Genomic DNA, 13,764 nt, shown 5'->3' on the forward strand with positions numbered 1-13,764 from the left:
CGAAGAAGGGATCGCATACAATAAAACAATCCAAAAATAAGAGAAAACGGTCGGCCGTCCTACAGGACGGCGCCGCTTATCATCAAGGTTGTATTCTTATAGTTTAGCGTTTGGAACGAAGGGCAGAACTGCTTTTTGTTTTGAATAAATGAATGTTGTCTAACGCTCTACCTGTTCCGATAGCTACGCAATCAAGAGGATTTTCTGCAACAATTACAGGCATTCCTGTCTCACTAGCTAACAGCTTATCAAGATTACGAAGCAGCGCTCCACCACCAGTCAATACGATTCCACGATCCATAATGTCTGCAGCCAATTCCGGTGGACATTTCTCAAGAGTAACTTTCACGGCATCAACGATTGCGCCTACTGTATCGCTAAGTGCATCGGAAATTTCGTCAGATGTAATTGTGATTGTCTTAGGAAGACCTGATACAAGATCGCGGCCGCGAATTTCCATCGTTTCTACTTTTTCAAGAGCCAGAGCAGAACCTACGTCCATCTTTAACTGTTCTGCAGTTCTTTCACCAATCATTAAATTGTATTGTCGTTTGATATATTGAATGATTGATTCATCCATTTCATCACCAGCAACACGTACAGATTTGCTCGTCACAATACCGCCAAGAGAAATAACAGCTACCTCTGTTGTACCTCCGCCGATATCTACGACCATGCTGCCAGTTGGCTCCCATACCGGCAAATCTGCTCCAATTGCTGCTGCGAATGGCTCTTCAATTGTATAAGCTTCACGTGCACCAGCTTGTTTCGTTGCATCCTCAACAGCTCTTTGTTCCACTGCCGTAATCCCTGAAGGTACACACACCATTACATTAGGATGACGTTGGAATAATGAACGCTGCTTCTGTGCCTGACTAATAAAATATTTGATCATCGTGGCAGTCGTATCGAAATCAGCGATTACTCCATCCTTCATAGGACGAATCGCCCGAATGTTCCCAGGAGTTCTACCGATCATTTTCTTGGCAGACTCACCAACTGCGACAATACCTTTAGTATCGGTGTTAATAGCTACTACTGAGGGCTCTCTTAGAATAATTCCCTTTCCGCGAGTGTAAACCAGAGTATTCGCCGTCCCTAAATCAATTCCTAAATCTTTCGTAAAGCCACCAAACATGCTGTAATCTCCCTTTCCATCTGTATCTAATCTATTATATTAGAGGTTGTTCAAAAAGTCAGCTTTTGATCGCTAAGCAGACTAATGAAGCATAATCGACTTTGAATCACTGAAAACCCGACTTTTTGTACTCGCATTATTACATCAAGCCTTGCTCCTTCAAGCTAACAAATTCCCCGTCTCCGATGACGATATGATCTAGCACATCGATACCAACAATTTCTCCAGCCTCGCACAGACGGTTCGTTATGAGAATATCCTCTGAACTTGGTGTCGGGTCTCCGCTGGGATGATTGTGGGCGCAGACGATAGAAGCACTGCAACACTTGATCGCCGCACGAAACACTTCCCGTGGATGAACAATCGATGCGTTAAGGCTTCCAATAGAAAGCGTCTCCTGAGCAATGATATGATTTTTCGTATTCAAAAATAGACACACAAAATGTTCCTTTTGCAAATATCGAAGTTGTTCCATAACGATGTCCGCAGCATCACGAGGACTGCGAATAATTGGTGCCTCGGGCTGGCGTGACACTGTCAAACGTTGCCCAAGCTCGATTCCAGCCTTGATTTGTACCGCCTTGGCCGGACCGATTCCCCGCATCTTCGTTAATTCTTCAAGACTAAGGTCCATAAACCCTCGAATTCCGCCAATTTCTCCAATCATGCGTTGAGCCATATGGATGGCGGATTCTTGATGAGTGCCTGTCCGAAGTAAAATGGCTAGCAGTTCAGCCTGACTGAGCACGCCTGCTCCATACTTCATCATTCGCTCTCTTGGTCTTTCCTCATTAGGAATGTCACGCAGCATATAGGTTGTTTTTCCCATACTTCATACTCTCCCCCGAATGTTAATAAACATCTCGGAAGGATATGCTTTATCTCTTCCTAACGTATGACTTTATCATTTGGTTAACAAATCGCGTCTGTTACTTTTTTCCATTATCCAATATCCTGATACCGAAATGTTCAAGCATTTGAGCAAGCAATGATAATGGTAGTCCAACTACATTAAAATAACAACCTTGAATCCCGGTCACAAGTGTCGCACCAAGACCCTGTATAGCATATGCCCCGGCTTTATCAAGTCCTTCCCCGCTTCTAGCGTATGCAAGAACCTCTTCGTTCGATAAACTTCTCATCGTAACCTCAGTAGAGCGATAATCCACCAGCGTCTCCCCAGTATTACTGTCTATACAAGCTACTCCAGAATACACGGTATGACTTCTACCTTGAAGCGAAGAGATCATCGTGGCTGCCTCATCTTCATCACTTGGTTTGCCCAGCACTTCTCCATCCCTTACAACAATCGTATCACTGCCAACAATTACTCCATCTGGGCTACTGGAACCGGATGACTTCAAAGAGCTATAGACCGCTTCAGCTTTACGCTTGGCGAGTTCTGTCACAATTTGATCTGGACTCCAATTCTCGGGTGTGGTCTCATCAGCATGACTTGGTACGATATCGTACGGAATATTAAGGGAAGCTACAAGTTCCTTGCGTCGCGGCGAGGTCGAAGCCAGTATAACACGACGTAATGATGGGGATGCCAAGTTAAAAACTCCTTTATAACTATTGTAATATTAGACGGTATAACAGCTTTACACTGTCATCCTCGCCATTTTTTGACACTTTATTATTATAAGGTTAATTCACCAGCAATACAAACAGAAAAAAGCAGGGGGAAATATTGCCATATCCCCCTGATCATTATTTCCTCAAGGACCATTTTTCACCGAACTATTGAAGCATACTTTGCTGGGCCATAATATAGCGCATGATTTCGTTTTGAACTTCCCACAGCAAGGTTTTAGCACCTTTTTTGTTATACTCCCCCATCGCCTCAACCGCACTATTGATTGCCTTCTCCATCTCATTCGCATTAGTCTCCAAGGCTGATGATAAATGTCCTCGCACAGCCGCCGCACTCTCCGTCCATTGTTGATGACTCTCACCAAGCGTCTTAGTCTCGTCCGAACTCAGCATCTTGGGTTCCGATTCAACAAGGCGAGAAGCTGATGAAGCGCTTAACTGCTTAACAAGTTCAGCACTCTGCGTTAAGTATCGCTCCAAATGTGATTTGTCTCCATCATATTCTACATTAGCTGATGCAGGCAGCGAAATCTCATGTAAAATGAGATGAACACCTGCCGACTTAAGCTGGCTGCTAAGCAGCTTGGCCTGTTCCCGATCCGTCGATACTCCTGCATAGACCCTTTTTGTATCCACAGTATCTCTGGCAGCAGCAATACCGGAATCCTGCAGCTCCTTCTGAGCCAGCTCTACACCTTCAGCAGTACTGAATACCCCGTATTGTAAAAAGTGATAGGTTTGAACAGGTAAACGAACCTCAACCTTTGTCACTATTTCCTCCGCAGGCAGAAGAGCTGTTTCCTCCGAGATTTGCCCGATTACCGGGATATCCGCTGCTCCGCCTTCTGCCGACTGCTTGGATGTGCCGATTCCTGGAACAGGAAAGGTCACTTCCTGATTAAATAACGATAATACCACAAACCCGAACAGAGCCCCTGTCACAATCGCGCCCGTTATTGAACCGGCGACTTTCCACCAGGAAGTACGAGGGGAGGTTACGGAATATGCCGGAACCATTGTTCCTCCGGTTTCAGTATAATCTGTAAAAGGATCTCCCCAATCCTGATTTTGTTCAACAACTCGGTAACTATTATTCCACAAGTCCTCATTATCGACATTAAATGCCTCTAGCGATGCTTCATCTGTTATATAACGATCCTGATTGACAGGACCTTGTGATGAATTACTTTCACGTCCATGCTCATCAAATCGGAATGTCATTCTGCCCTTATTCACTCCAAGCACGCTCCTTGTCCATTCATCTACCATATCCATATGAATTTCAAAGAGCTTATATGCTAGCTATGCAATCCGTCCAACCAAAAATATTGTGTCATCAGAGTAAAAATAAAACGACCTGCTCATCGAATCTATCGATTCGTGAAAAGGCCGTCTATATATTGCTTACTTCAGCTTCTTACTTCTTCAGCTTCTTAGCTAGCTCATATCCAACTTTCCAAATGTCACCGGCGCCCATAGTAAGCACCAGATCGCCAGGCTGAAGCCGATTCTGAAGTTCGCTTAGAACATCTTCCTTAGTCGGAAGATATCTTGCTCCCGCGTTGCTATTTTCCTTAATCAATTCTACCAGCTTCGAGGAATTAATTCCTTCAATCTGCTTCTCACCTGCTGGTGAATAGATATCCGTAATAATAACTTCATCCGCTTCTCCAAAAGCACGACTAAATGCATCCAGCAAAAAGAACGTACGAGTATAGCGCTGCGGTTGAAATACGGCAATAATCCGCTTGTCAGTCGCCTTGGCAGCAGTAATCGTAGCTTGAATTTCTGTAGGATGATGAGCATAGTCGTCAATGACAAGAATGTTGTTGCTCTCTCCGAGCACTTGGAACCGTCTCTTTGCACCATGGAATTGTTTGATTGCAGCCGTAATGTCCTTAAACGGAATTCCCGCTTCTAGACACACAATAATGGTTGCCATCGCATTATAGACATTATGTCTGCCAGGTACTGAAAGCTCAACAGAACCTAGCTCCTCAGTTCCCCGTTTCATCGTAAAAGCTACACGGCGATCTCCAAGCGTAATTTGATGAGCCGAGTAATCACACTCGTTCTCAATACCATAAGTGATCACGCGACTGCTTAACTTAGTTAATAGCTCACGAATGTTATCGTCATCGCCACATACAACGGCTACCCCATCAGGCTTGATCTGGTTCAAAAATTGGACGTAAGCTTCTTTGAGCCGCCCAAATTCCCCGCCGTAATTTTCAAGATGGTCTGCTTCGATATTGGTTACAACACCTAATGAAGGATGGTACTGAAGGAAAGAACCGTCGCTTTCGTCCGCTTCCGCTACGACGCATTTTCCTTTCCCTGCCTTTGCATTCGTACCGATATCCATAATTTCGCCACCGATGATATATGTCGGATCGGTTCCACACTGCTCCATAACGAGAGCAATCATTGAAGACGTGGTAGTTTTCCCATGAGCTCCGGCCACAGCTACTCCGGTACGTTCATTCAGCAATCTTGCAAGCATCTGTGACCGATGCAAAATCGGAATACCTTGCTCCTCAGCTTCAACTCGCTCCACATTGTCCTTTGGCAATGCTGTAGAATACACGACTAAATCAGCACCATGTACTTGTTCCGCCGTATGACCGATATAAATTTTTGCTCCTTTTGCTGCAAGTTTCTCTGTAAGTTCTTGAGCTGCTACATCTGATCCAGTTACAGTATAGCCCATTTCAAGCATTACACGAGCTATTGCACTCATGCCATAGCCGCCTATGCCTATAAAGTGTACATGTTGTTCTGTCGTATTTAACAATTCATTTCACCAGCCTTTTTCAGAATCGGTTTGATGCAAAAGGGTCGCACGCACATCGGAAATCATGTACAAAGAACCTGCTACTACCCCAAGATCTTCCCGTTCCGTTCGCGACTGAAGCAGCGTTAGCGCCTTTTTCCAGTCGCGTTCTACAATAATTTCCAAATCTGTTTTCGCATATGCTTCTCTTAATTGTTCAACGAGGGCAAAGAGTGCCTCGGCATCCAGCTTCCTACGAAAATCAGGCTCGGTCAGAATCAGTGTATCCACTATAGGTAATATATGCTGCAAGTATGCACTATGATGCTTATTAGCAAGCATCCCCATCATCAAATTCAGCTTACGATAGTGATATACCTCAGGGATTGTTTTCGCAATAGTTTCTGCCCCTTCAGGATTATGTGCACCATCCAGCACTATACGCGGCTCATCCGTCACTTTTTCAAGACGTCCTGCCCAGAAGGTTGCACGGAATCCTGCCAGAACATGTTCGTCATCCAATACAAATGCCATGTACTGTCGCAGCACTTCGAGCACCATCATGACACCTGCCGCATTTTTGCTTTGATGTTCTCCCAACATAGCTATATTAAATTCCAGCTCACGAAAAGGCCCACGGAATCGCACGCCTTGTCCATCTTCACTCACCTGAGTTCGTTTAAAGGAAAACTGTTCTCCCAATAAGTATAGTGTGGAATTTTTCTCTATTGCGGTCTCTTTTAATATGGATATCGCCTCAGGCTGTTCTACACAGCTGACGACAGGAATTCCCGGTTTAATGATCCCCGCCTTTTCACTGGCGATTTGTTCGATAGTGTCACCAAGAACGTCCATATGATCATGCCCAATATTCGTTATGAGAGATACGATCGGCGTTACAATATTGGTTACATCCATCCTTCCCCCAAGACCTGTCTCCCATACTACAACATCAGGATAACATTCCTCGGCAAAATAAAGAATGGCAAGCGCAGTGCTGACTTCAAACATCGTAGGAGAGCCTTGTTCACTCTCCGCCATCTCCTGTACCAAAGGAAATAAACGACCAGCAATTGAAAGCAGCGTATCTTCCGGAATATCCTGATCGTTGTACTGAAAGCGATTCGTAAATTTAGTGATATAAGGGGACGTATATGTCCCCACACTATATCCGCACTCCATTAATGTTTGAGTCAAAAAGGCGCAGGAGGAGCCTTTACCGTTCGTCCCCGCGACATGAATAAATTTAAGTCTACGGTGCGGGTTGCCCAAACGTTCCATCAGAAGCTCGATCCGTTCCAGACCCGGACGTATTCCGAACGGAATCAATCCGTTTATCCAATCAACCGCCTCTTTATAATTGTGAAACGGTATCTGATGATCCCCTTCAGTATAAGCCCTCATGTAGTTCACCTTCATTTTGAATGTTAAATTACTTATCTTTTGAGTTCTTCAATGCGAGTCAGTACCTTGTCACGTTTATCAGCATAGTCAGCCATCTTGGCACGCTCTTCTTCAATTACTTTCGCAGGTGCTTTAGCGACAAAGCCCTCATTAGCCAATTTCTTCTCAACGCGCTCAACTTCCTTATTAAGGTGATCAAGCTCTTTTTCAAGTCTGGCAATTTCCTGGCTAATATCGATCAAACCGGAAAGGGGAAGATACAGCTCTGCCCCTGTTACTACTGCAGTCATCGCTTTATCAGGCACAGCAGCATCCAGAGACGCTTCGTATTCTGAAGTGTTACAGAAACGACGGATGTAATGACCGTTGCGGTTCACAATGTCCAGCATATCTTCAGATCCTGGTTTTACGATCAATTCGATCTTTTTGCTCATCGGAACGTTCACTTCGGAACGGATATTGCGTACAGCTCGAATCACATCAATCAGCAGATTCATTTCCTGAACTGCATCTGGTGCTTCAAGTGCAGCATCGTACTGCGGCCATTCCGCCACAGTAATCGATTCGCCACAATGCGGCAGATGCTGCCATATTTCCTCGGAAATAAACGGCATAAACGGATGGATCAGCCGCAGCGTGCGATCCAATACATATGCAAGCACAGATCGGGTCTTGCGTTTGGATTCACTATTGTCACCATAGAGAGTTAACTTCGCGAATTCAATATACCAGTCGCATAGGTCATCCCAGATAAAGTTATACAGTAAACGTCCTGTTTCACCAAATTCGTAGGAATCGATCAGACGTGTAATATCGCGAGCTGTCTCATTGAATCGATGCAAGATCCAACGATCTGCAGTAGACAAGTCTCCACTGATGTCGATGTCATCATAGGTTACACCTTCCAGATTCATTAATGCGAAGCGGGAAGCGTTCCATATTTTGTTAGCAAAGTTGCGTGCTTGCTCAACACGTTCCCAGCGGAAACGAAGGTCTTGCCCCGGTGTGCTGCTCGTAGAGATCATATAGCGCATGGCATCTGCACCATATTTTTCAATAACCTCTAGAGGGTCTACACCGTTACCGAGTGACTTGGACATTTTACGTCCTTCGCTATCGCGAACCAAGCCATGGATCAGAACATCCTTGAACGGAATTTGCTCGGTAAATTCAAGCGACTGGAAGATCATACGTGCTACCCAGAAGTAAATAATATCGTACCCTGTAACGAGTACATCTGTTGGGAAGAAACGTTTGAAGTCCTCACTGTCCTCATTTGGCCAGCCAAGGGTAGAGAACGGCCATAGAGCGGAGCTGAACCAGGTGTCGAGCACATCATTATCCTGTACAAGATCATCGCGTCCAAGCTTCGCTTTAGCTTCTTCCTCATTGCGAGCTACAACCATTTCTCCTGTGGATTCTGAGTACCAAGCCGGAATACGATGGCCCCACCACAATTGACGGGAAATACACCAGTCGCGTACATTTTCGATCCAATGCAAATATATTTTCTCGAATCGGTCAGGGACAAAGCTTACGCCCTTGCCTGTTTTTTGTGCTGCAATTGCTGCCTCAGCGAGCGGCTTCATTTTTACGAACCATTGTGTAGAAAGGTAAGGTTCTACAACTGCCCCGCTACGTTCACTATGACCTACCTGGTGCACATGATCTTCAATTTTGATCAAAACACCCATATCCTGCATGTCTTTAACAATTTGCTTGCGACATTCACTGCGATCAAGTCCTTGATACTTACCGGCAGCCCCGTTCATTGTTCCGCTCTCATCCATTACAGTGATTTGCGGCAAATCATGACGAAGACCTACCTCAAAGTCATTCGGATCATGCGCTGGTGTAATTTTAACCGCACCGCTGCCGAATTCCTTCTCTACATATTCATCGCCGATGATCGGAATTTCCCGTTCGATAATAGGCAGAATTAAAGTTTTGCCGATCAGATGGCTATAACGCTCATCCTCTGGATGAACAGCTACAGCGGAATCACCAAGCATCGTTTCCGGACGTGTTGTCGCGACCGTAATATAACCACTGCCATCCTTGAGAGGATATTGCAAGTGATACAGATGGCCGTTAACTTCTTTATATTCAACCTCAATATCAGAGAGTGCTGTACGAGCAGCAGGGTCCCAGTTAATGATATACTTGCCGCGATAGATCAAGCCTTTTTCATACAGCTTTACAAACACTTCACGAACGGCATCGGACAGACCCTCGTCAAGTGTAAAACGTTCACGGGAATAGTCAAGTGAAAAGCCCATTTTAGCCCATTGCTCATGAATCGTTTCCGCGTATTGATCCTTCCATTCCCATACTTGTTCAAGAAATTTCTCGCGACCCAAATCATAGCGGCTAACTCCCTGTTCACGCAGCTTTTGTTCTACCTTAGTTTGTGTAGCAATCCCTGCATGGTCTGTCCCAGGCAGCCATAATGCATCGTAACCCTGCATCCGCTTAGTCCGGACTAAAATATCCTGAAGTGTAAAATCAAGCGCATGGCCGATATGAAGCATACCGGTTACGTTAGGCGGTGGAATCACGATCGTATACGGCTTTGCATCTGGTTTTTGCCCGGCTTTGAAAAAGCCGCCTTCCATCCAGTGACGGTACCATTTCTGTTCCGCCGACTTGGGATCATACGTTGTCGGCATTTCCGCTGAAGAATGTTGTCCTTGGTTTTCTGTCATTTGTGTCAACCTCCGTTACAAATAAGCATAGCCTTGGCGAAAATAGGCTAATCTCCCTAATGGGCATGGCCTGCTTTTTCGTCTCAAGAGCGGTAAAAAAACAAAAAAAGCCCTCGTCTCAAAGGACGAAAGGCTTTACTTTCGCGGTACCACCTTTGTTTCGCAGACTCTCAAGCTATATTTCCCACCGGGAAATATACAGCGAAAGCCGCGACACTCTAATGCAGATAACGGCTGCAACCGATCCGTTCTAAAAGTAAGAAGGAATTCATACTGCTCAAACGGACGACTCCCGGGCGACTTCGATCAGCTATATCCTGCGGTATCTTTCAGCGACACAATCCCGCTCTCTGAAGGGTTTACTGCCTACTCTTCCCGTTCCAAGTCTTTAATAAAGACATTTTCTAAAGTATATCTACACTATAATAACTTGGAAAAGAACAGTAGTCAATATTGCCCATCATATTCGCACTTAAGAAACAAAAAACTGCGCATAGACTGCGCAGCAAAATTATTTTCTTAACATCATGGTATATATAGCACTTGACCTTCAGCCAACTGCTGCTCGGACAAGCGATTATATAATTGTAATTCTCGCGAGCTCAGATGGTATCGCTGTGCAATATCCTCCAGCGTCTCTTCCTGCTGAACGATTACAAGCTTCAATTTACGGAATGGCTCTTGTTCTCCGCTTCGAATAAAGAGCTTTTTCCATTGCAAGTCCTCTGCCTCTCCTCCACCAGTTGCTGCAAGAGACTCCTCATCCTGTTTGTTCAATAGCTCCAATTGACTTTGATTAGGTTCATTGCCGATCCGATTGCCGGTTATTAGATTCGTTATTCCAAATCCATCGTTCGGTACATCTACAGTATTCTTTTTACTGCCAAGAGCAATTTTGAGTTCCTTCTTCTCTTCCAGTTGCGGACGGCTTGGTTCAGATTGTTCATCCAGCACCTGAGCCTGTTCCAATCCATCATCTAAGCCAATTTCACCAGAAACAGGAAAACCAAGATCAGGTCCATTTTGAAAATCATATGTTTCAACTTCATTCTGTACAACAGCTTCAGCAGACACTTCATCAGGGGAATTCTGTCTCTTCTCAAAATTCTGGAACCAAACATGTTGTTCCTCCTCAGGCAGCTCTTCTGGATCTCTAGAAGTTACTTCCGATTCCAGAACAGCCTCAGGCTCCTCATTATCCTCAAATATCGCTGGTGTTTGAGCAGAAGCGAAGCTATTATTCCATGACAGTGGTTGTTCCTGCTCGTCCGTATTCGAGACTTCATGCAGCTCATTCACTTCTTCAGACCTGATCCACTCGGAAGACGGGTTATTCGCAGTCTCCTGAAAAGGCTCATGCGCTACAACATACTCTCTGTCATTCCAGCCTTCTGTATCTACTGCTACAGAGGAAGTCTCAATTCCCTGCAAGGATAATACACCTGTAATGTTTAGACTACGAGCACTAAGCAAATCTACATCAAAGGTCTCAATTTCAACTGCGATATCCTCCAGTTTATTCACCCGACTAAGAGGAATCGTAATTTCAACTGGAATCCAATGCTCTAGCTCACGTGTCTCACCTTCTCCCAGGTACAATCCGGATAACAGTAAATGACCCCGCAGCGCCGCATAATCATCGCCGGGAATAACTTGGATTCTTGGAAAAAGTTCTATTTCCTCCAATTCTTCGATGCCGACCACATCTTCCGATAAATGAATGCGCTCATAAATATCGAAACGCAGGCCGTAGGATTGATCAACCAAGAGCGTTACCTCCCTTCAGCATATCCAAACATGATTTTGTATCCTTAATAACACATGATCCAAATCATCGCTCGTTTAATCTATATGCTTGGAAAAGGAGGGCATTCCTGCTTTTTTTATATTTGCTTCATAGAGAGCCGCTTTTGTACATCATTCCATGCTTCCGGCCAGGGATCACTGATATGTAGCAATTCTCCTGACAAAGGGTGCTGGAAAGAAAGACTTTCACCATGAAGCATTTGATAGGGATATAGCTTCGTACTACCACCATATAAAGTATCACCAATCAACGGATGTCCCTTGTGACTTAAATGAACACGAATTTGATGAGTTCTGCCCGTTTCAAGTGTAAGCCGGACAAGACTGGCATTTTGATAGGCTTCTATCAGTTCTACATGCGTTACAGCTCGTTGACCAGTACGAGACACAACTCTTCGAGAATTATGATGACGATCTTTGCCAATTGGTTCATCAATCACATGCAAGGAAGGATTCACAACTCCCTGAACAAGTGCAACATATACTCTCCCGATATCCTTTTGGGCCATCGCGGCATCCAGTTTTAGCTGAGCAAAAACATTTTTAGCATACAGCACCGGGCCTGAAGTATTTTCATCAAGCCTATGGATATGCTGAGGCGCGACTGATTCACCTCGACTAGAATAGATCGCAGAGACCATATTAGCTAATGTTGGGACATGACTTCCACCATCGGGATGTACTTTCAAACCAGCTGGCTTATGAACTACAAGGCAAAAATCATCCTCATAAAGTATTTCTACTGAACGCTCTCCGCGCACTGTCGGCTCGTATACCCCAATATCCGTTGGCTCGTATTGAGAAGTTTTAGGTGGAAACAGCTGCAGCCGGAGACGATCTCCGGCCAGCTTAATCCCGCCATCGTGTTCTAATCTACCCAGCAGTTTGGCAGGCACACCTAACACTCTCTCAAGCCATAGAAGAGCCGCTTCGTAACGCCCTCCGCCTTCAGGGACAGGAAGCTTGCCGGGTGTAAGCTCCAGCCATTCTCCGCGGCGGTTTCCAGAAATACGCTGACTCACAGCGATTGCAGCGCGCGGCGCTGCGCTTCAATTGTTGCATCAATATCAGCTTCAGTATGAACTCCAGAAACAAACATTCCTTCGAATTGAGAAGGAGCGATGTTAACCCCTTGTTCTACCATTGCCGCAAAATAACGGCGGAATAAATCCAAATCACTGCTCTTGGCAACATCGTAATTGATCACAGCATGATCCGTAAAGAATGGGCAGACCATCGAACCTACACGATTAATTGTGCATGGAATTCCTTTTTCCTTAGCATTAACTGTAAAACCAGCTTCAAGTCTTGCAGATAAAGCCTCCAGCCGATCGTATACTTCAGGTGTAAGAAGCGATAACGTTGTGTAGCCTGCTGTCATAGCAAGTGGATTACCACTCAAAGTACCCGCTTGATAGATTGGACCTGATGGGGCGATTTGCTCCATAATTTCCTTTTTACCGCCATATGCTCCTACTGGCAGCCCTCCGCCAATAACCTTGCCTAGACAAGTCAAATCAGGAGTGATACCGAAACGTCCTTGGGCACAGTTCAAATCCACACGGAATCCGGTCATAACCTCGTCGAAAATCAGAAGACTGCCATATTGCGTAGTTAAACTGCGCAATCCATCCAGAAATCCCCGCTGCGGAGGAACGACACCCATATTGCCTGCAATAGGCTCAACTATTACACCAGCAATTTCTTCGCCATAGCGTTTAAATGCCAATTCCACAGATTCCAAATCGTTATATGGAACGGTAATCGTGTTGATCGCTGTTCCTTCCGGAACACCGGGACTGTCAGGAAGACCTAAAGTCGCTACCCCGGAGCCTGCCTTGATGAGCAAGCTATCCGCATGTCCATGATAAGAACCTTCAAATTTCATAATTTTGTTTCTTCCAGTATATCCACGAGCCAGACGAATCGCGCTCATAGTCGCTTCAGTACCGGAGTTTACCATCCGAACGATATCAATCGAAGGTACACGTTCAGCTACTAGCTTTGCCATTTTCGTCTCAATCAGCGTAGGCGCTCCAAAGCTAGTTCCTTTTACTGTTGCATCCAACAATGCTTTTACCACTTCTGGATGAGCATGTCCCATAATAAGCGGTCCCCATGATGCAACATAATCTATAAATTCATTGCCATCGATATCAAAAACATGTGAGCCCACACCATGATCAATATACATCGGGGTTAACCCGACGGATTTAAAAGCGCGTACAGGACTGTTAACCCCACCCGGCAAATATTTTTTGGCTTCATCAAAAGCTTCGCGCGACAGCTGTTCACTGCGGCGTCCGATCCCTTCACTCATTCAAGACACTCCTTATCATTTG

The 13,764-nt window shown here is 45.1% G+C and carries 10 protein-coding genes and 1 other annotated feature; all 10 genes read right to left on the reverse strand.

The features are described 5' to 3' along the window. Positions 1 to 103 precede the first annotated feature (103 nt). Positions 104 to 1,138, reverse strand: a complete 1,035-nt coding sequence (locus BLS49_RS08820; protein ID WP_091228542.1) for a rod shape-determining protein — start codon at positions 1,136 to 1,138, stop codon at positions 104 to 106. A gap of 139 nt (positions 1,139 to 1,277) precedes the next feature. Continuing rightward, positions 1,278 to 1,967, reverse strand: coding sequence for a RadC family protein (gene radC / locus BLS49_RS08825; protein ID WP_091228544.1), 690 nt, complete (start codon positions 1,965 to 1,967; stop codon positions 1,278 to 1,280). Between the two features lie 100 nt (positions 1,968 to 2,067). After that, positions 2,068 to 2,694: a Maf family protein gene (locus tag BLS49_RS08830; RefSeq protein WP_091228548.1), complete on the reverse strand. Its 627-nt coding sequence runs from the start codon at positions 2,692 to 2,694 to the stop codon at positions 2,068 to 2,070. Positions 2,695 to 2,881: 187 nt separating this feature from the next. Further along, a complete protein-coding gene (locus BLS49_RS08835) occupies positions 2,882 to 3,970 on the reverse strand; it encodes an SPOR domain-containing protein (RefSeq protein ID WP_245742313.1) in 1,089 nt (362 codons plus the stop codon). 181 nt (positions 3,971 to 4,151) lie between these two features. After that, positions 4,152 to 5,528, reverse strand: a complete 1,377-nt coding sequence (gene murC, locus BLS49_RS08840; protein WP_091228553.1) for a UDP-N-acetylmuramate--L-alanine ligase — start codon at positions 5,526 to 5,528, stop codon at positions 4,152 to 4,154. Between the two features lie 6 nt (positions 5,529 to 5,534). Beyond that, entirely contained in the window at positions 5,535 to 6,911 is a 1,377-nt protein-coding gene (locus BLS49_RS08845) for a bifunctional folylpolyglutamate synthase/dihydrofolate synthase (RefSeq protein WP_091228557.1), read from the reverse strand. Positions 6,912 to 6,943: 32 nt separating this feature from the next. Next, positions 6,944 to 9,616, reverse strand: coding sequence for a valine--tRNA ligase (locus BLS49_RS08850; protein ID WP_091228561.1), 2,673 nt, complete (start codon positions 9,614 to 9,616; stop codon positions 6,944 to 6,946). Positions 9,617 to 9,734: 118 nt separating this feature from the next. Continuing rightward, positions 9,735 to 10,008: a binding site (T-box leader), on the reverse strand. A gap of 133 nt (positions 10,009 to 10,141) precedes the next feature. Further along, complete coding sequence (locus BLS49_RS08855; protein ID WP_091228567.1) at positions 10,142 to 11,383, reverse strand: LysM peptidoglycan-binding domain-containing protein; 1,242 nt, start codon at positions 11,381 to 11,383, stop codon at positions 10,142 to 10,144. 116 nt (positions 11,384 to 11,499) lie between these two features. Further along, the gene (locus BLS49_RS08860) at positions 11,500 to 12,444 is read right to left on the reverse strand and encodes an RluA family pseudouridine synthase (protein WP_091228570.1); all 945 of its coding nucleotides are present in this window, start codon (positions 12,442 to 12,444) and stop codon (positions 11,500 to 11,502) included. Further along, a complete protein-coding gene (gene hemL / locus BLS49_RS08865) occupies positions 12,441 to 13,742 on the reverse strand; it encodes a glutamate-1-semialdehyde 2,1-aminomutase (protein WP_091228573.1) in 1,302 nt (433 codons plus the stop codon). The genes BLS49_RS08860 and hemL overlap by 4 nt, the downstream gene beginning before the upstream one ends. Positions 13,743 to 13,764 lie beyond the last annotated feature (22 nt).

The sequence above is a fragment of the Fontibacillus panacisegetis genome (genome assembly GCF_900102215.1).
Lineage (GTDB): Bacteria > Bacillota > Bacilli > Paenibacillales > Paenibacillaceae > Fontibacillus > Fontibacillus panacisegetis.

Coding starts and splice junctions, on each gene's coding strand:
- BLS49_RS08845 (WP_091228557.1), bottom strand. CDS start 6,911: ATGAGGGCTTATACTGAAGGGGATCATCAGATACCGTTTCACAATTAT.
- BLS49_RS08850 (WP_091228561.1), bottom strand. CDS start 9,616: ATGACAGAAAACCAAGGACAACATTCTTCAGCGGAAATGCCGACAACG.
- hemL (WP_091228573.1), bottom strand. CDS start 13,742: ATGAGTGAAGGGATCGGACGCCGCAGTGAACAGCTGTCGCGCGAAGCT.
- BLS49_RS08820 (WP_091228542.1), bottom strand. CDS start 1,138: ATGTTTGGTGGCTTTACGAAAGATTTAGGAATTGATTTAGGGACGGCG.
- radC (WP_091228544.1), bottom strand. CDS start 1,967: ATGGGAAAAACAACCTATATGCTGCGTGACATTCCTAATGAGGAAAGA.